17 protein-coding genes are annotated in these 18,615 nt (G+C 38.8%); 3 read left to right on the forward strand and 14 right to left on the reverse strand.

Translation table 11 applies throughout. From position 1 onward, the window contains the following. The first annotated feature begins 35 nt into the window (after window positions 1-35). Window positions 36-623 carry a helix-turn-helix domain-containing protein gene (locus J2Z82_RS06370; RefSeq protein WP_209479948.1) on the forward strand — a complete coding sequence of 196 codons (588 nt, stop codon included), beginning with the start codon at window positions 36-38 and terminating at the stop codon, window positions 621-623. A gap of 580 nt (window positions 624-1,203) precedes the next feature. Here the strand turns inward: J2Z82_RS06370 and J2Z82_RS06375 are convergent. After that, window positions 1,204-1,815, reverse strand: coding sequence for a hypothetical protein (locus J2Z82_RS06375; RefSeq protein WP_209479949.1), 612 nt, complete (start codon window positions 1,813-1,815; stop codon window positions 1,204-1,206). A 409-nt stretch (window positions 1,816-2,224) separates the two neighbouring features. Here J2Z82_RS06375 and J2Z82_RS06380 point away from each other — a divergent pair, with 409 nt between their 5' ends. Next, on the forward strand, window positions 2,225-3,262 hold the full coding sequence (locus tag J2Z82_RS06380; protein WP_390314405.1) for a C40 family peptidase: 1,038 nt from the start codon (window positions 2,225-2,227) through the stop codon (window positions 3,260-3,262). 249 nt (window positions 3,263-3,511) lie between these two features. Then, window positions 3,512-3,688, forward strand: coding sequence for an aspartyl-phosphate phosphatase Spo0E family protein (locus J2Z82_RS19555; protein WP_209480015.1), 177 nt, complete (start codon window positions 3,512-3,514; stop codon window positions 3,686-3,688). 612 nt (window positions 3,689-4,300) lie between these two features. Here J2Z82_RS19555 and J2Z82_RS06390 read toward each other — a convergent pair. The 13 genes from J2Z82_RS06390 to J2Z82_RS06450 form a co-directional block, all read right to left on the reverse strand. Next, window positions 4,301-5,251, reverse strand: a complete 951-nt coding sequence (locus tag J2Z82_RS06390) for a nuclease-related domain-containing protein (RefSeq protein WP_209479950.1) — start codon at window positions 5,249-5,251, stop codon at window positions 4,301-4,303. Window positions 5,252-5,613: 362 nt separating this feature from the next. Continuing rightward, window positions 5,614-5,829, reverse strand: coding sequence for a DUF2922 domain-containing protein (locus tag J2Z82_RS06395; protein WP_209479951.1), 216 nt, complete (start codon window positions 5,827-5,829; stop codon window positions 5,614-5,616). Between the two features lie 44 nt (window positions 5,830-5,873). Further along, entirely contained in the window at window positions 5,874-6,098 is a 225-nt protein-coding gene (locus tag J2Z82_RS06400; RefSeq protein ID WP_209479952.1) for a DUF1659 domain-containing protein, read from the reverse strand. A gap of 361 nt (window positions 6,099-6,459) precedes the next feature. Continuing rightward, on the reverse strand, window positions 6,460-7,245 hold the full coding sequence (locus J2Z82_RS06405; protein ID WP_209479953.1) for a Cof-type HAD-IIB family hydrolase: 786 nt from the start codon (window positions 7,243-7,245) through the stop codon (window positions 6,460-6,462). 257 nt (window positions 7,246-7,502) lie between these two features. Beyond that, complete coding sequence (locus J2Z82_RS06410; protein ID WP_209479954.1) at window positions 7,503-7,784, reverse strand: PTS sugar transporter subunit IIB; 282 nt, start codon at window positions 7,782-7,784, stop codon at window positions 7,503-7,505. Next, entirely contained in the window at window positions 7,785-9,146 is a 1,362-nt protein-coding gene (locus J2Z82_RS06415; protein WP_209479955.1) for a PTS galactitol transporter subunit IIC, read from the reverse strand. Between the two features lie 40 nt (window positions 9,147-9,186). Further along, window positions 9,187-9,651 (reverse strand): PTS sugar transporter subunit IIA, encoded by a 465-nt coding sequence (locus tag J2Z82_RS06420; RefSeq protein WP_209479956.1) that lies wholly within the window; start codon window positions 9,649-9,651, stop codon window positions 9,187-9,189. A 20-nt stretch (window positions 9,652-9,671) separates the two neighbouring features. Further along, entirely contained in the window at window positions 9,672-11,504 is a 1,833-nt protein-coding gene (locus J2Z82_RS06425) for a BglG family transcription antiterminator (RefSeq protein ID WP_209479957.1), read from the reverse strand. 387 nt (window positions 11,505-11,891) lie between these two features. Further along, window positions 11,892-13,271 carry a dihydrolipoyl dehydrogenase gene (gene lpdA, locus J2Z82_RS06430; protein ID WP_209479958.1) on the reverse strand — a complete coding sequence of 460 codons (1,380 nt, stop codon included), beginning with the start codon at window positions 13,269-13,271 and terminating at the stop codon, window positions 11,892-11,894. Window positions 13,272-13,283: 12 nt separating this feature from the next. After that, window positions 13,284-14,600 carry a dihydrolipoamide acetyltransferase family protein gene (locus J2Z82_RS06435; RefSeq protein WP_209479959.1) on the reverse strand — a complete coding sequence of 439 codons (1,317 nt, stop codon included), beginning with the start codon at window positions 14,598-14,600 and terminating at the stop codon, window positions 13,284-13,286. Window positions 14,601-14,612: 12 nt separating this feature from the next. After that, window positions 14,613-15,596: an alpha-ketoacid dehydrogenase subunit beta gene (locus J2Z82_RS06440; RefSeq protein WP_209479960.1), complete on the reverse strand. Its 984-nt coding sequence runs from the start codon at window positions 15,594-15,596 to the stop codon at window positions 14,613-14,615. 12 nt (window positions 15,597-15,608) lie between these two features. Then, the gene (pdhA, locus tag J2Z82_RS06445) at window positions 15,609-16,595 is read right to left on the reverse strand and encodes a pyruvate dehydrogenase (acetyl-transferring) E1 component subunit alpha (protein WP_209479961.1); all 987 of its coding nucleotides are present in this window, start codon (window positions 16,593-16,595) and stop codon (window positions 15,609-15,611) included. A gap of 706 nt (window positions 16,596-17,301) precedes the next feature. After that, window positions 17,302-18,588: an NAD(P)H-dependent oxidoreductase gene (locus J2Z82_RS06450; RefSeq protein ID WP_209479962.1), complete on the reverse strand. Its 1,287-nt coding sequence runs from the start codon at window positions 18,586-18,588 to the stop codon at window positions 17,302-17,304. Window positions 18,589-18,615: the final 27 nt, after the last annotated feature.

The raw sequence follows: 18,615 nt of genomic DNA on the forward strand, positions 1-18,615 counted from the left end.
AAAAGGAAAACATTACCTGTTGAGAGGGGTTTAAAATGACTAACCAAAAAGACGTCGATTACTCCAAAACTGTTGGGGAGAAATTACGTTCCATCCGTTTATCAAAAGGCGTAACAATAAAAGATATTTCCAGCCAGACAAAGCTAACCTCTAGTTTTATCAGTCAATTTGAACGAGGTATAACGAAATCTTCAATTGCGTCTATGCAGAAAATTGCCCAAGTATTAGACATTCCCATAGCTTCTTTATTTGAAAATGGAAATTCACAAGGTTTTGAATCAAAGAATGTTAGCATTGTTCGTAAAAAAAATCGTAGTCAGCTTTCTTTTCCAAAACCAGCATTTACCAACGATTATTTACTAACGAATTTAGATGGGAAATTACAAGTTATTTATTCGACGATAGAACCTGGTGGAAAAAGTGGGGAACCATACAGTCATGACAGTGAGGAAGAATGTATCATTGTCTTGTCCGGGGAAATGAAGATTACCATAGAGGAAGAAACATTTCACCTCTTTGAGGGTGATACGATTAAATTTTCGAGTCGTTTATCACATAGCTGGCAAAACCCTGGAGCTGAACCGTTGGAAGCATTGTGGGTTATGACGCCTCCAAGTTTCTAACTTACATAACCCTTCATACCGCCAAATAAGTAAAATTGTTCCTTTTGAATAATAATATGTGTATTTAAAGCGAGAATTCGTTAGTACAAAAGCTATAAAACGTAGTTACTTCATCATTTAAAAAGAACCGGTGATATGGCAATAAAATTCAGACGCTCGTTCGATAACTGAATTGTTAAAAGTCCATTTTCCTACACTCAAAATTAAAATTTTCAGCATAAAAAGTAAGAAAATGAAATATTGACATGCCTACTTATAGAGAAAATAAATTTTAAAGATGTGAATTTTATTTGAAATAACAAAAACCGCTAGACCAATGGAAAGTAAATCCAATAAACCCAGTAGCTAATATATTATTTAAATTGCTATCATACAAGAAACGCTAAAATACTTTAGCGTAGTGGGGGTCTACCCCAGTTCTTCCCCAAAATATCAAAAAAGCTGTTAGACCTTGATATATATATCAAAGTCTAACAGTTGTTAAATTCATACTTATTATTTCTACTTATCCAAAAGTCCCTTAATTATTTGGTAATAGTAGATGCATTCTTTTCTAACGTCTATTTAGTAATCAATTATCTTACCATAAAAAATTATTTTTACTTTCGACAGCGACCGAATTCGCCTGTAAAGTTAAATCATATACTTTATCAGCGTGTACCCTGTATTTTTTAATATTTTTGTTATCATCTGTTTTAATATAAAGCTCAATCTGCTCATATGCTAGCCTGTGTTCTTCCATGGCATCTTTAGTGTGTTTAATTGCAACTTTCATGTTTGTTAAATCTTGTTTATATTCCCCACTGATACTCATTAGTGACTCACTCGAATCAATAGTTTCCTCTATGTTAGTAGAAACTTTAGAAAAGATTTTGGTGAACAAATCAAGATTTTTAATACCTTCTTCATACCCGTTTAGATGATAACCCTCAACAGCAATGTTATATAAATCCTGAGTAACATCGTTCAGTTCAGAGTTCAGGTGTTCTAATACTCCATAATTCCTCATTACTTGAGCATAGAATTTAATTTTATCGATATTACTCATGTTATCAGACTCTTGCTCATTAGACTTATCAGTTACTCCATTTGCTGATACTTGTTCATTATTTCCTTGCATTTGATCGCTGGAATTATCTGAACACCCTATAACAAAAATTGATAAAAGTATAATAGCTATTGCTTTTTTCATGTTAATACTCCAATTGAAATTTAGACTTATTTTATATTATTACTTCGCAAAAAAATACAATATCCTCCAAGTTTTTCTACGGAGAATCTTTATAGCCCACTAACCACCAAATAAATTTAAATTCTGCTAGGAACGTTAAACCGATAATCGTCATATTAATTGCAATAATAGCCATAATTAAACTGGAGTCATAAATTACTTTTTTGACATTTATAAATTATAATCCAACTAACCAATTCTCTATTTTAATATGTGATATGTTATTTATTTCGACATTATAAACGAATTTATGTATGTAATTCGATTGTTTATAAAAAAGTGTCTATTACTATTTTCCTATTTCTAATGGACTCTATTAAAAATATGTAGAATCATGCTATAATTAACAGACTTTATATGGAAGGGAGTAATGAAAAATTTGAACAACAAGAAATTATTCATGTCGGTAACTGCAAGTGCGTTTATAGCCTCAGCATTTGTCGGTGCAGAAGATGCAAATGCAGCATCATATAAGGTAAAAAGCGGTGACTCATTGTGGGCGATAGCACATAAATACGATGTTAGTGTCGGACAGCTAAGATCATGGAACAGTCTATCAGGAAACATTATTTTCCCAAATCAGGTAATCGAAACATCCAAATCTACTACTACATCAAACTCTAATTCTACTAATCATACGACGAAATCTACTACATATACCGTTAAGCGTGGTGACACACTGAGCGGCATCGCAAGCAAACATAATATTTCACTAACTAAATTAATGAAATGGAATGACTTGGATACAACGCTGATCTATCCTGGGAATGAGTTTGTCGTTTCTGAGGGTGGTGCTGGTGATAGCGGGCAGCCTGATGTGAGCCCTGCACCGGATAAAGAAGTTGCATCATCGAAAGTGTACACCGTTAAGTCAGGAGACAGCTTGTCTGCAATTGGATCGCGCAATGGCGTTAGTGTTACTCAGTTGAAGAAGTGGAACGATTTGTCGTCCGATTTGATATTAATCGGACAGAAGCTGAATATCGGCGAGAAATCGACTTCTGATGGTGGAAGCGATTCGAGCGCGCCTACTGCTGATATTGACTATAATGTTAATAAATTGATTAGTGGTGCCAAGAGTGTAAATGGCGCAGGCTACGCATGGGGCGGCGAATCACCAAGCGGCTTTGATTGCAGCGGATTTATTTATTATGCATATAGTGAGGCAGGGAAAGACATAAGCCGACTATCAACGGAAGGCTATTACAACCGCTCATTCTATATTAATAAACCACAAGTAGGCGATCTCGTATTCTTCGAGAACACCTATAAGTCCGGAATATCACATATGGGAATTTTTCTCGGCAACAACGAGTTCATCCACGCCGGCTCAAGTGGCGTGCAGATAACTAGTTTGGATAACTCATACTGGAGCAAGCACTTCGATGGGTTTAAGCGGTTTTACTAGATTTTAGGTGGTAAGGAGAGAACATCCAGCTGATGCTGGATGTTTTTTTAATGTGGATTAACAAGGTTAAGTTACTATCCAACAGTTTTGTGCTATAGTCGTTCAGTATAATGTTAATATTTTCTATTTATTGTCGATATAACAAATAAGGAACGGAACAATTTAGTGGCCTATTACAAAGATCCCCAATATAAATTTAATTCTTGTTATTATATTCTAGCTTAGGATTGTGATTTGGCAATTAAGGAGATGTGTATAATAGTTACCCATACCGAGTATACAGATGAGCTATTACGAACTATCGAAAATAAAAAAGACAAAATGATAAAGATAGCCGAAACATTCGGCCTAACAGCAAGAGAAACTTTAAAATATAGTCAAGAATTAGATGAGTTAATAACTAAGTACCAATATATGCAAGATTAATAGAGATATGGAGAACATTCAGCATGTGCTGGATGTTTTTTTATTTACTGGGAAGTTAATTTTCTGCTTTAGCAGAAAATATCCTATTGAATTGATTAGATAAAGTTGAAGATTTTCGGCAGATGCCGAAAATCACCCCTCCTAGGAGGAACTGTACGGCGGCTGCTCGCTTGAGTTTGGGCGTTGCTCGCTCGAGTTTGAGGGCTGCTCGCTCGAGTTTGGGGGCTGCTCGCTCGAGTTTGGGGCTTGCTCGCTCGAGATTGGGGGCTGCTCGCTCGAGTTTGGGGGCTGCTCGCTCGAGTTTGGGGGCTGCTCGCTCGAGTTTGGCGGCTGCTCGCTCGAGTTTGGTGGTTGCTCGCTCGAGTTTGGGGGCTGCTCGCTCGAGTTTGGAGGTTGCTCGCTCGAGTTTGGGGGCTGCTCGCTCGAGTTTGAGGGCTGCTCGCTCGAGTTTGGGGCGCGCTCGCTCAAGTTCAAAGGCTACTCGCTCGAGTTTGAGTACTCAATTAAATAGGAAAACATCCAGCTTCGGCTGGATGTTTTCATTATTATTATTGAAGGAAGATTTTCGGCTCGCGCCGAAAATTAACAATATTGAAGGGTTTGCTCCTATCGTTATTGCTTTACCCAATACCTACCTTTCTCGACGTAAATTAGTCCGCTTTTTGATAGTATCCTTGTAGCTGCATTCCGTGAGCTCAATTTTAGAAAACGCATGCATTCTCTGTTTGTTATGTATGGCTTTACTAATAACAAGTAATCAGATATGGCATTTAGGTGAGCGTTCTTCGAGAACATATTACATCTCCTGCACCTCCACCCGCCATACACCCGCTCCATCCCCAGCAATCCACATTCTGTACAGATAACCCCAGGTAACAGATCCATTTTCTTGATGGAGAATTTCTTGTTAATATCCATATCAAACACATTGCAGGCATTCAGAATTATTTTTCCAATTTTTCCATCCTGAATCTTGTTAACACTTTGCTCGGTAATTTGTTGTTCTTTTTCCATAATCATGGAGGGAATTCGTGCTGCATGAGCGACTATCTTTCCAATCGCTTCTGTGTCACCATGCACTTTAATTATGGTAGATGGTTCACTGATAGCTACGAAATAATAGATTGGAATACTAGGAAGATTATGTTGGGAGAGCCAGCTTTGAAGGTGAAATTGTTGGTTTTGGACTTGGGTGATAGGATATTCGAATCCCTTATCTACTTTCCCGTCGCTCCGGGTCATTTGTTTGAGGGTTGTATCGAAGGTTATCGTATCATTAAAGTTTTTTGAATCAACAATATAAATCGCCTGCTGTGAAAGAACCAGTGAATCAATTTGCACATTTTTGCCGTTCACCCGCAAATAAACATCCTGAAGAATGGTATAGTTTGTCGCTAAGTAGTCAAGGTAGTAATCAACCTTCAATTCCCCACTAAACCCTTTCTGCTGGATTGCTGCATCTTCCTTCATCGCTGGCAACTGTTGAAAATGTGGTGACAGTCGAGGAATCGCTGCATCAAGCTTTTGGAGTGGACGTGGTTTAGTCCTTAATTTCATATTCATTTCCATTTCTCCTTAATTCGTTTTTAGCAATAATATAACGTTTTACTTCATAAGGGAAATCAGCAACAATCACTGAGGTTGCAATAGAAATGAAATTTAATTCTACTAAAAATAAGGGAATGGAATTTTCCTTTACCCAAGTCAAAATTCAACCTATATTAGTGATAGGAAAATATAATTTTATTAATTCTAGAAGATATTTTCGGTATCCGTCGAAATTCAACACATCCAATATGAAAAAGCATCTAGAACCTAGCGACAATATCTAACAAATTATTTCCCCGGAAATAATTTTGTCGGTATTTGTTTGATAGAAAATAAAACACCAAAGGACCAGTGCACCCCCGCACTGGTCCTCAATATTATACTAATTCAACTTCCTGCACATTGCGCTCAACTACGCGTGCACTTTTGATAGATACTAGATTTCCGCCCGATGATGTGAAAGCATCTTGTGCGATGACCTCGTCCATTGCAGCCTTGACTGCTACTGGATCAACCGGCTCAATTGGCTTTTCTAATGAGTATGTCACTGTTTTTCCTTCAGCATTTAAGAATTTAAGCTCTAATTTTTTCATTGAGTTCCCTCCTTTCATCCCTTATTTTGTAGAGCTGTGAGTGATTATGCTCCTCTTAGTTCGGAACTGTCTTTTCGCTCGATACTTAATAGTGGGCGTTGCTGTAAAACGACGACTGCGTTAGCTATTGAATATAACTGATCAGCTGTTGCAGCGATCTTTACATTGTTGAAGCTCTTCGTTTTGAAAAGCTGCTTACCTGATACTTCGTCAATACCGTCATCCAAAATTAGGCTCATACGTGTGTTCACCATTTGTGCTATTGCCATGTCGCTCACCTCCTTTCACACATACTATCGAACCTCACGACTAAAAAGTGGCATCATAATTAAAAAAAGTTATTTTCACTGAAAATGCCACTTTTTTGGTTTGAGAAACGATAGTACTTAAAAGAAAGAGATTTTCTGCTTTAGCAGAAAATGACCTATTGAATACTTCTCTAAAAAGTAGAAGATTTTCGGCGGATGCCGAAAATCAACTTATTGGGGAGGTTGGCTGCGCGAGTTAGTCGGGCTGCTCGCTCGAGTTTGAGGACTGCTCGCTCGAGTTAAGTACATTGCGGCGTGAGCTCTCCGCATACACCAAAAAAGCAGACCCGCCTAAGCGAGTCTGCTTTGATCAAACGTTTGATTAACTTTTAATTAATCCTACCATCCTAAGTCCATGCAGGATGCCATCATCTTGAACATCTTTTGTCACTAGTTTGGCTGACTCCTTTACTACATCTGATGCATTGCCCATTGCGACGCTATTTCGGACTGATTGCAGCATTTTAATATCATTCAGGCCATCACCAAATGCGTATACATCATCTGCTGCTATTTGTAAGTGGTCGATTAATTTTTCTATACCAGCTGCCTTTGATCCGCCGTGGGGAAGCACATCCATGGAGTGCTCATGCCAACGAATAAATTCAAGCTGCTGCTTAAATGCTTCCCAATAGTCCGGTTCACTCTCCTCCGGGGAGAACAGCAGGGCTTGGTATACTTCTCCACTATGATGAAATTTGGGATTATAGGTTAACTCCTGATCAACTTTTAATGAGGCGATTGCCGCTTTCACCTGTGGATGATCTTCCGTATTGGAATACCAATCTTCATGATTCACATAGATAATAGGATGATTTTTGGTTGTTGCAAAGTTATTTAATTCTTCCAGAACATTTGATGATAAGGGATTCTTGTAAATTGCTTCATTTTCAAAAACAACGTATTGCCCGTTCATACTGACATGTGTATCGATATCCAATTCTTCCAATATTGGTTGGAATGTAAATGGGGCTCGACCTGTCGCAGCTGCTACAACATGTCCATTGCGCTTCAATTCATCTATTGCTTTTTTTGCTGAGGCTTGTAATTGCTTATCGTGGTCGAGAAGAGTCCCGTCAATATCAAAGAAGATTAATTTTTTATTCATTTTTTACTCCATTCCATAGAAAATTGACCATCACCCACCTATGAATGATGACCAGTTTAAGAATAATTAAAACGTATGCACTTTTCAAGCCAGGCGCATCCGGCTCCATACAATAGCTTAGGATGATCTCACTTCAAATTAGCATCGGAGAAAAAAAGGTTAACATAGAGCGTTAAGCATGATAATAACAGTACACTCGCACGACTCTATGTCAAACCAACTTTAATAGTAGTCTATCGATTGATTAATAAACATAATTATTTAATCTGAGCTGAAATTTTTGCATACATCTCATCAATACCCATCCCAGTTAAAAGTGGAACACCATCAATTACTTTTTCCCTTATATTGTCTGGAACGATTGTAGTCGATAAGACAATGTCATATTCATCAATTCTATTTATTTCATCACTTATTTTAGATTGATATATCTTGACTTCATTGTTTAAATTATTCTCTTTTAGCCATTCTTCGACTTTGCCTTTAACAACTGTTGAAGTTGCTATTCCTGTACCACACATAATTAATAATTTTTTCATTTAAGCTTCCTTCCTTTCTAAGCTTTCTTCGTTCGCCTTTTGTCTATTTGGTTTTATTTTGTTCTGATAAATTAACCCAAATAATATAAGCAATCCTATTGCTATCATGCCGTACCAGCTAAATATCTTAGGTATCCATACAAAGATAAATGTTGTCCACACAGCGCCATCAATCAATGCAGAAATACTTGAGCTAGCTCCCGTGTCAAAATTGGAAGCAACTGCGGCCTTCGTAAATATTGGAGCTATCCACGTTGCTATATAAAAACCAATACCTATATAAATGGATCCACCGATAACAGTTCTTATAATATTGCCTCTAAATACTGGTACCATTAAACAAATCAAAAATGGAATTGATGCTAAATCAGCAAATGGAAGAACTGAATTTCCAGGTAGTATAACTGCCATAAAAATTGTAATCGGCACAATTAGTAATGCTGCAGACAGTACTGCGGGATGACCAATAGCTAGTGCACTGTCCATCCCAATATATAAGTCTCGTCCCGGAAAGCGTCGCTTAACAAACTCTCCCGCTGCCTCTGATACAGGAGTTAAGCCTTCCATTAAAAGGGAAACCATTCTAGGTAATAACATCATTACTGCTCCTGTTTGAATTGCAAGCTGCAAGGTCTCTGTTACGTTATACCCGGCCAAAACACCTATAACAATACCTATAAAAACACCAATAATCGTTGAGTCTCCAAAAACTCCTAATTTCTTTTGAATTGTATCTGGGTCGGCTTCCAACTTATTAAAGCCAGGGATACGGTCAAAAACCCAATTCATAGGCTTTGCTACAAATGCTGATGGTGTTGACGTACCATGTGGAAATGTAATATTTTGAAACCCATAAAATTTCTCGATATCTTTTGCGAGTACATCAGCCATTAAATAAATTAGAAGTAAATGAACTACAATTGTAAATATCCCTAATCCAAAATCACCTGTAAGCGCATAAACTAAAGAGCCCGTAAATGCAGCATGCCAGAAATTCCAAATATCAACATTTAACGTTTTAGTTAATCCAAATGTCAACAATAGAACGTTCACAGCTATTCCAATAGGTATGGCTAAACTACCCAATGCTGTCCCATATGAGATAGCGGACACAGCTGGCCACCCTACGTCAATAGTGTTTAAATTAAAACCAAAATTGTCGACCATAGATTGAGCAGCTGGGCCTAAGCTATCTGTAAGTAAACCAATAACCAAATTAATTGCAACAAAACCGATCCCTACTGTAATCCCTGCACGAAATGCCTTACCAGGTTTAGTCCCCAAAACTAATGCAAATATAAAAATTATAATGGGCAACAAAACACTAGCACCGAGGTCAACAAACCATTGTAATACTCCCATGAAATCTCCTCCTAAATTTATTTTCTATATAAATTGATAACTAGTTTAGTGATTGGTGTGTCCTATCTCCAATTAACTCATTTAATGTATCAGTACTTTTAATATTAGCTAACTTTGTAACGGTTTCCTGATCTTGAAATAATCCAATTAACTTTTGCAGCATTTCTAACTGATCATCTGGGTCCTTTAAAGCAAGCATAAAAATTACCCTCACATCTATTTTCTCATCACTATTTCCCATTACAGAAAATTTTACTGGCTTTTTCAAAGAAGCGAATGCTATCTGTGGCTCATTCACCTTGTCACTATCCGCATGAGGTATAGCAACTCCAAAAGGTGCTGTGGGTAAGCCCGTAGGAAACGTCCTTTCCCTTTCAATAATACTTTCAACAAAGTTTTCTTTAACAAACCCTTTATCAAATAGTTGGTTACCTAATAAGGTCAATGCTTCCTCTTTTGATTCTGAATCCAAATCAATCATGACCAATTCTTTGTCTAACTTCATACTATAGTCCTCCTTCTATGTCAGGATGCCATGTTTGTTATCTTTCGTAAGGAATCAATAATTACTTTTTTCGTTGGATTTTCTAAAATATTCTTTAGTAAACCTTCATCCATTGATAGGTTTGTTAATTGATAGATTGCCTTCACATGTTGGTTAGCATCAGGTGCGGCAATTACAACAACCAAATTGATTTTTAATTCCTGAGAAAATAAGACACCATCTTTCACGATCAACAAACTCATCCCCAGTGAATTAACACCATTCTTCGGTTCAGCATGTGGTATTGCTACCTGCTTGCCTAATATCATATATGGATTCTCATAGCTATGAGAATCTATCATTTTTTTAACATAATTCTCTGTAATTGATTGATTCCTTAGTAAGGGGATGGAGGCTATCTTAATAGCTTCTTTCCAATCCTCTGCTTGGTTAATAACTGTAATTGTTTCTTCCGTTATTAAATCTTCCAGACTAGGATTGTTGTCCGCTCCCACTTTCACTTCACCCTGGTGGTTAGATTGTTGTAGCAGGTATTTTTGTAAATCTTCTTTTAGCTTTTCTTTATTATTTATTGTTGATGATTCTCCAATGATTTCTATTAACTTATCACTATTGAAAAGATCATTATCAACCCCGTAAATCCTTTTCATTACTCGCTGTCTTAAATTCCATTTATCTGCTTCTGTAAGTAAAGGATTTATAATAAAAAGATCAATTTCAGTTTTAATCGGCACCGGGGAGAAGATCACAGCTGCATCTATTGGTCCTAATTCATTAAACTCTCGCATTGACATAGTTGGATAAAAGTAAAATTCAGGAAATAATTTTGAAAGTGTATTTCTTAATAGTTTTGAAACTGTCACGCCATTTTTACAAACAACTAATGCTTTTTTTCGTGTTGTAAATATTTGCTTTGTTTCTAGTAAATGACCACCTATAAATATTGTTAAATAGTGTCTTTCATAATCAGGGATTCTGTTTTTCATAAAATTTTCTAATGGTTTTAGCGAAAATTTCACAATTTGATCCAATCCCAAAAAAGCATCTTCTAATTTTACGATGGATTTATCATAACTACTCAAATCATATTTAATCCTATAGTAAGCAGGCTTAAAGTGCAGTATCAACTTTTGAACTAAATCCTCTTTATTATCTAAATTAATAAAAGCATTTGTTTCAAATTTATCTAATGTTTTATAAAGTGCATTTTCTAGCTGTGGTATTTCATGCTCCATTAATAGTTCGCCGGAAAAAACATTGGTAGATAACACTTGCAAAGTAATGTACAATCTTTCTATTCTAGGTAATCTGCCTTCATACCTCAATAATCGTTCTGTCGCCTTATATTCTTTTGTATCAGACAATTCCTCATATTCAATTTGAGAATCAAACTCGATAATATTGCCTTGCTTTACTCTTTCGAAAATAACTCCAAGGCAATAGATTAGTATCTCGAATTTTTCATCCGTGAATTTTATATTTAACATTTCTTCAATGCCTTCTAATTCAACGGAGATACGGTTAAGCTTTTCATCGTGGAGGATCGTAAAATCCCGAATTAAAGACAAACCACCATACATATCTCGTGTTTCCTGTATGATATCAAGTAGCAAATTCCGTTTATCCCATTCCAACCCGCTTAACTGATAACCCTCAGTTCTTGAGTAGTTTAAGGTCAGCCCATATATATCAATCTTTGTTCGAGCCTTTTTCATATCGTTAAGTACAGTTACGTTACTGACTTCTAATGCATTTGTAAAATGAAATAAGGATAGGTCGTTTTGTGAGAGCAATATAAATAAAATTAAAAGTACTCTTTCACTCTCCGTTGGAATGTAATAATCAGTTAACATATTATGATCACCAGTGAACATTTCCATTAATGTCGAATCAACTAGAAATTGCCCATTGTTTAGTCTCTTGATTCTGGGGTAATTATTATCCAACAACCAATCATTAATTTTTTCTATGCTATATTTAATTTGCCTTCTGGATAACTTCGTTTTCTCTTCTAATTCTTTACTGGAAGTATTTGGGCTGCTTATAAGCTCCTCGAGTATACTGATACTTCTTTTATCTAAATAGATTCTGTTTTCCCCCTTCCCTATTCACATTATATCACCGGAAAACCAGTCATTGTATGCGTTTTCATTTAAATGTTTATCACCCTTATTGTCCAACTCTTTAACTCTTTATTAATAGAAAAATTGGCCATCATTTTGAATGATGGCCGCATAAGATTAATTAAAATGTATTCCTTTTTCAAGCCATGCGCTTCCAGCTTCAAACAACGATTCAGATATCGTTGGATGCGGGAATACCATGCTTTCGATTTCATCTACGGTTCCTTCCAGGTGCATGTAAGATGTTGCTTGGCTGATCATTTCCGTGACATGGGCGCCAACCATGACAACACCTAGTATTTCACCGTATTTTTCCTCAGCGATGATTTTCATGAAGCCGCTTGTTTCACCCGCTGCAATCGCTTTTCCGTTTGCAGCGATGTCGACTTTCTTCGCCTTCACGCGATATCCAGCTTCTTTTGCCTGATCTTCCGTTAATCCGACACTCGCAATCTCAGGGAAGGTATAGACACATCGCGGTATGATTGATTCCTTTTTAGCAGAATTACCTAAAATATGATTAACGGCCATAATGCCTTCATCAGATGCAGCATGAGCAAGCTGGAATCCGCCAATTAGGTCTCCGACAGCATAAATGCCATCAATGGAGGTTTTCATATTTCGGTCAGCTTTGACAAATTTACCGTCAAAATTAATGGATAAGTCCTCTATTCCAGTGAGATTCGGGGTTCTTCCTACTGAAACAAGCACACTGTCCGTTTGAAGAGATTTCGTCTCACCATTCTTTTCCATTGTAACGGTTGTTTTGCCATTATCAGATGCAAAACTGGTAATCTTGGATCCTGTATGGATGGTAATCCCGTTATTAGCGAATTCTTTCGCCAAATAATCAGCAGCATCAGGGTCCTCGTTAGGCAAAATACGGTCAGCCATTTCGACGATTTCTACCTTCGTATCGAGGCTGTTAAAAATACAAGCAATTTCCAGACCGATAACGCCACCACCAACAATTACCATATGGGATGGAACTTCACTTATATCGAAAATGGTATCACTCGTATAATAGTCAACAGTTTCCAGGTCAGGCAGCGGTGGGACAAAAGGCTTCGAACCATTTGCTAAAATAACATTATTAGCCTGAAGTTTCTCGCTGCCATTACCAGTCTCAACTGTCACCGTTTTGCTGTCATCAACATATCCAAATCCTTCTAATACAGTGATCTTATTTTGCTTCATTAAGCCTTTGATTCCATTTTTCAGCTGGTTAACGACTTTATTTTTCCGGTTGACCATTTCTTCTATTGAATAGGAAAAATCATTCACCGTGATTCCATATGTCCTGGAATCTTTTATATCTTCAATTAGTTCAGCATGCTTTAATAACGTCTTGGAAGGAATGCAGCCGCGATTCAAGCATGTGCCACCAAGGTCACGTCCTTCAACAAGCGCAACAGACAGACCTTCTTTTGCAGCGCGGATAGCTGCTACATAGCCCCCGGGGCCGCCGCCAATTATTGCTAGATCAAATGTCTTCATGGATTCCACCTCCTATACTAACAGACCATATGGATTTTCTAAGCGATCTTTTAGTTCTGTTAAGAATGCAGCTGCTGGTGCGCCGTCAATTGCTCGATGATCAAATGACAGACTGAGTACCATCATTGGTCTTACTTCAACCGACCCATCGACAATAACTGGTTTTTCAACGATTCGTCCGACGCCAAGAATTGCTGTTTCAGGCGGATTAATAATAGGTGTAAACCCATCAACAGCATACATGCCTAAGTTACTGATGCTGAAGGTGCTGCCTGACATTTCATCTGGTGATAATTTACCATCACGTGCCTTCAAGCCTAGAGTTTTACTTGCTTCAGTTAATTCAGCAAGTCCTTTTTTGTCAGCGTTAGGAACAGATGGAACGATCAAACCATTCTCGACCGCTACAGCCAATCCAATATTCACATCTTTATTCATTACGATTTCATCACCAACGAGCGAAGCATTCACTTTCGGGTGATTTCCTAATACGTGTGCTGTTGCTTTAATAATAATTTCAGTATAGGAAAGTCGATAGCCTGTCTGTTTTTCGATAACTGGCAGTAATGATTTACGAACGTCAATTACTTGTGACATGTCAATTTCACTTGTCAGCGTCACATGCGGAATACTCTGCGTGCTTTCCAGCATCTTATCTGCAACTGCTTTACGCAAGCCTTTCAGCTTAACGCGCTCAGGCTCTTCCCTTGGTTCCGTTTGAGCAGCAGCATATCCTGTGACATCTGCTTTTTCTACCTTCCCTCGAGCTCCAGAACCTTGTATCTGACTAAGATCCACACCTTTGTCAGCAGCAATTTTTTCAGCAAGCGGAGTGGCACGGTTTGTATCGATCGCTTTGATAACATCTTGTTCGTGTACACGGCTCTTAGGACCTGAACCCGATACACTGGACAATTCGATATTATTTTCCCAGGCAACGCGCCTTGCTGCTGGCGTAGCACGTACTTTATCAGTTGCAGATTCTACAGGCTGTTCAGCTGCTGGCTGCTCATCTTCCTTAGCAGATTCACCAGCCTCAGAAGGCTCTTCCTCATCCGCTAATTCTGGCGGTTCGTTCGGTACCTCTTCGTTTTCCTCGCCGACATAGCCAATAACCGCATTTACAGGTATCTCATCATCCACTTGATAATATTTTTTTAAAAAGACGCCTTCTTCATATGACTCAACTTCAATATTGATCTTATCAGTCATGATTTCAAATAAAGGCTCACCGATTTCAACAGGATCGCCTTCTTCTTTCAACCATTGAAGCAACGTACCAACTTCCATTGTACTGCTTAGCTTTGGCATGAAAACTTCTTTAGCCATTACGATCCCCCCTTACGCCTTATTTAACGTTTTCTTAACGGATTGAACAATATCTGGAACCTGTGGAACCGATGCTTTTTCCAAATCTGGATTATATGGAACCGGCACAGGTAGTGCTCCCAGGCGCTGAATTGGTGCATCAAGGTAATCGAATGCATCACTTTCCGCTATCATACTGGCGATCTCACCGCCGACTCCACCGCGTTTAACTGCCTCATGGACAACGACAACGCGTCCTGTTTTTGAGACGGATTGAACAATTGTTTCTTCATCTAATGGCACGATTGTTCGCGGATCTACCACTTCGACACTAATACCTTCTTTTTCAAGTTCTTCAGCTGCTTCCAGTGCACGATGCACCATAACCGCTGTAGCAACGATTGTCACATCAGTACCTTCACGTTTAATATCTGCTTCTCCTAAAGGAATGCTGTATTGATCCTCAGGAACATCGGATTTTGTTTTGTATAAAACTTTATGCTCGTAAAATACAACTGGGTTATCGTCATCCATCGCCGCTTTTAACAAGCCTTTTGCATCATATGCTGTTGATGGCTGTACAACCTTAAGACCTGGAACATGTGCTACCCAAGCTTCCAGACTTTGTGAGTGCTGTGCGGCTGCACCAGTTCCAGAACCACTCGGCGTACGCAATACCATTGGCACTGTAGCCTTACCACCGTACATATAGCGCATTTTGGCCGCCTGATTAACCATTTGGTCCATTGCGATGGTAATAAAATCGGAGAACTGCAACTCCACAATCGGACGCATTCCGGTTAATGCCGAACCAACAGCCGCTCCGGAGATCCCTGATTCACTGATCGGTGTGTTTCGAACACGTTCAGGACCGAATTCCTCAATCATGCCGCGAGTTACACCAAAGGCACCACCATAAACTCCAATATCTTCACCAAGTATAAATACATCATCATTCTTTCTCATTTCTTGTTCCATTGCTTCACGAACTGCTTCTGAATAGGTTATCTCTCTCATGATTATTCCCTCCTATGCGTAAACGTCATTTAATAGGTCTTCGTGTGCTGGCATTGGCCCTTCTTTTGCGAAATCTACTGAATCCTCAACAGCCTGTTTTGCTTCACTTCTTAGCGATTTTGATTCTTCTTCCGTGAAAATTCCCGCTTCAATCAACACACCAGCAAAGCGTTTGATCGGATCTTTGTCTTTCCATTCTTTCTCTTCTTCACGTGTGCGATATTTCTTCGCGTCACTCTTGGAATGACCTTTCCAGCGGTAAGTCTTCGCCTCGATTAACGTTGGGCCATTTCCGCTTCTGGCGTTTTCAACTGCTTCATGTGTTGTATTCATCATTTCAACGATATCGTTTCCATCAACCTTAACACCAGGGAAACCGTATGACTGTGCACGTTCTGAAATATCCTTCACATTAACCATATCTTTAACGGGACCTGACATGCCATATTGATTATTTTCACAAATAAACACAATAGGCAGGTTCCAGATTGAAGCAAGATTCAATGCTTCATGAAAGCTTCCCTCGTTTGATGCACCGTCACCAAAGAAACACATTGTCACATAATCCTGTTTTTTCATGTGGGCTGTTAATGCTGAACCGACTGCCAATGGAATGCCACCGCCAACAATTCCGTTTGCACCTAGATTTCCTTTTTCAACATCGGCGATATGCATTGATCCGCCTTTACCTTTACAGTAGCCAGTTGTACGACCAAACAGTTCTGCCATCATTTTGTTCACATCGGCACCTTTGGCGATACAATGTCCATGGCCGCGGTGAGTACTTGTAATTTTGTCCTGCTCCTGAATAACAGCACATGCACCGGATGCACTAGCTTCTTGCCCTACACATAGATGTGTCGTACCATGAATTTCACCTTTTGCAAAAAATTCATCAACCTTCTCTTCAAAAAATCGTATTGTCCACATTTGTTTATATAAATCTACCAATTTGTCCTTGCCAACATCAGGTACTAATTTCACGTTATTTAATTCCATTTATTTCACTCCTTTTACATTTGTTCATTATAATTACGTTTGTAACAATGATAAAATTTTCTGGCTGTTTCGTCAAGTGATTTGCTAGAAAATCTGGCTTATCGCCAAGCTTTTATGGTGAAAGTATTAGTTGCTCGTATGCAGGTATTTATACTTGCTTAATTGTTTTAAAAAAACCTCCCCACATGAAGAGTGAAGAGGTATTTATTAAGTTAGGCTGTTTTTAGAGATTATTGTTTGATGCAAAAGATATAAACTGTTACACAGTAATATTTAGTTCAGCTCTCTTACCATGCAGTTGGAATATACTCGCTTTCCGTGGGCTCACCACGAGCCTCCGACGCATAGGATGTGCTAGTGCAGACGTTGCCACAGGACGTGGCGTACATAGTCTGCCTCGCTCGCAAAGAACGCTCCCTGTGGTGTCTCTTAGGATCGCTGTCCCACAGGAGTCTCGCATATTCCAACTGCTGGTTTAGGTACAAAATCTTGTTTTATCATATCTCCAGAAGTGAACAATACCCAGCGTAGGAAATACACGGAGACTCCTGCGGGAGGACAGGCCTAGGCGAGACCCCGCAGTGCGCAGCACGAGGAGGCTCGCCAGCCGCCCGCGGAAAGCGTAGTGTATTTCCGAAGCGGTATCATAGCACTATTTATCCACATTACATCGCAGTTTACGTCACCTAAGAGCAACTTTTGTTTGCTATCCCTTATCCTGCATTGAGCGCAATTTCCAGATAGTAGATTCATCCGTTTGTACAATGTCATCGTACGTAATTATACCGCCTTTTTTAATCGCACTCTTCAGCTTCACGTTTTTATCAACCAAACCAATCGGCAACGCACCTTGTTCTTTTGCCTCATCCGCTTTCAAAAGTTTCCCGTAAACAGTAAATCCGCCAATACTATCGAGGAACTCACCTGCATCCAAGTCTTTTTTAGCTACTGCAACCGTTTCGCCTTGTCCCCCGAAATATGGCGTGATCGTAGGCTCATTGTCAAAGTAAGCTTTAGCAATCGATAGCGGGGTCTCAAGACTTGTTAAATGGTATGGGCGATATAAGACATAGTTTGGTCCGTCTCCCATTTTCAGGTATTTCATTTCCGCATTTACCTCTTCTTTATCAGAAGTAATAATGGCAAATACTCCTGGGGCAACACCGTTAACAAAATCTACTATTCTTCTTCCATTAAGCTTTCCGCCTTGTGATTTATCTTTAAAAATATTTGGAAGCTCTGCTACTGATCCTTCAAAGCCATGCATGCCTGGCTGATCCGGTGCAAAACCAATTGCATTAGCAACAGCGTTCATTTCTACCATCGTTTTTGTACCATCCTGGAATGAGGCAAGCATTTTTGGACTTGACCCTTTTGCTTTTGCTTCATCTGCTGCTGTGTCAGGATTTGCTTCCAAATTCAGTGGGTTATTCTTTCCTTTTCCAACTGCAACAATTTCAAAGCCCATTGCATCGGCAAAATCATATAATTCCATAATTGCACCTGGTTCGTCACCAGCAGTACCTGTATAAACAACACCAGCGGAATCCGCCATTTTCTTCAATAGTGGTCCAACAGTGACGTCCGCTTCCACGTTAAGCATAACGATGTGTTTCTTATTCAGAATGGTATCCCAGGCAATTTCAGCTCCAAGATTCGGAATGCCTGTAGCGTCAACCACTACATCAACATCAGGTAACGATGTAACAAGTTTTACATTTGTTGTAGCTACCACCTGATTCTGATTTACCGCTGATTCAGCTTTTGTTAAATCATCAGTCACAGCAATAGTTGAAGCACTGATTCCAGCATTTTTATAAGCATTTTCCACGTTTTCTATAGCAAGGTCTGCCGTGGCAACCACACGCATTCCTTTCATACCTTCAATCTGAGAGATCATGCCTCTTCCCATTTGTCCTGCACCTACAAGACCTACCTTAATATAAGAACCTTCATTTTCTAATTTCTGCAGTTTTCTATTAATATTAAGCATTTGCTTCACTCCATTTCTGCGTTGTAA

The sequence above is a fragment of the Virgibacillus litoralis genome (assembly GCF_017873675.1).
Lineage (GTDB): Bacteria > Bacillota > Bacilli > Bacillales > Amphibacillaceae > Lentibacillus > Lentibacillus litoralis.

Excerpts from the sequence above, each read along its gene's own strand:
- J2Z82_RS06370 (WP_209479948.1), top strand. The coding sequence starts at position 36 with ATGACTAACCAAAAAGACGTCGATTACTCCAAAACTGTTGGGGAGAAA.
- J2Z82_RS06375 (WP_209479949.1), bottom strand. The coding sequence starts at position 1,815 with ATGAAAAAAGCAATAGCTATTATACTTTTATCAATTTTTGTTATAGGG.
- J2Z82_RS06380 (WP_390314405.1), top strand. The coding sequence starts at position 2,225 with ATGAAAAATTTGAACAACAAGAAATTATTCATGTCGGTAACTGCAAGT.
- J2Z82_RS19555 (WP_209480015.1), top strand. The coding sequence starts at position 3,512 with ATGTGTATAATAGTTACCCATACCGAGTATACAGATGAGCTATTACGA.
- J2Z82_RS06390 (WP_209479950.1), bottom strand. The coding sequence starts at position 5,251 with ATGAATATGAAATTAAGGACTAAACCACGTCCACTCCAAAAGCTTGAT.
- J2Z82_RS06395 (WP_209479951.1), bottom strand. The coding sequence starts at position 5,829 with ATGAAAAAATTAGAGCTTAAATTCTTAAATGCTGAAGGAAAAACAGTG.
- J2Z82_RS06400 (WP_209479952.1), bottom strand. The coding sequence starts at position 6,098 with ATGGCAATAGCACAAATGGTGAACACACGTATGAGCCTAATTTTGGAT.
- J2Z82_RS06405 (WP_209479953.1), bottom strand. The coding sequence starts at position 7,245 with ATGAATAAAAAATTAATCTTCTTTGATATTGACGGGACTCTTCTCGAC.
- J2Z82_RS06410 (WP_209479954.1), bottom strand. The coding sequence starts at position 7,784 with ATGAAAAAATTATTAATTATGTGTGGTACAGGAATAGCAACTTCAACA.
- J2Z82_RS06415 (WP_209479955.1), bottom strand. The coding sequence starts at position 9,146 with ATGGGAGTATTACAATGGTTTGTTGACCTCGGTGCTAGTGTTTTGTTG.
- J2Z82_RS06420 (WP_209479956.1), bottom strand. The coding sequence starts at position 9,651 with ATGAAGTTAGACAAAGAATTGGTCATGATTGATTTGGATTCAGAATCA.
- J2Z82_RS06425 (WP_209479957.1), bottom strand. The coding sequence starts at position 11,504 with ATGTTAACTGATTATTACATTCCAACGGAGAGTGAAAGAGTACTTTTA.
- lpdA (WP_209479958.1), bottom strand. The coding sequence starts at position 13,271 with ATGAAGACATTTGATCTAGCAATAATTGGCGGCGGCCCCGGGGGCTAT.
- J2Z82_RS06435 (WP_209479959.1), bottom strand. The coding sequence starts at position 14,600 with ATGGCTAAAGAAGTTTTCATGCCAAAGCTAAGCAGTACAATGGAAGTT.
- J2Z82_RS06440 (WP_209479960.1), bottom strand. The coding sequence starts at position 15,596 with ATGAGAGAGATAACCTATTCAGAAGCAGTTCGTGAAGCAATGGAACAA.
- pdhA (WP_209479961.1), bottom strand. The coding sequence starts at position 16,595 with ATGGAATTAAATAACGTGAAATTAGTACCTGATGTTGGCAAGGACAAA.
- J2Z82_RS06450 (WP_209479962.1), bottom strand. The coding sequence starts at position 18,588 with ATGCTTAATATTAATAGAAAACTGCAGAAATTAGAAAATGAAGGTTCT.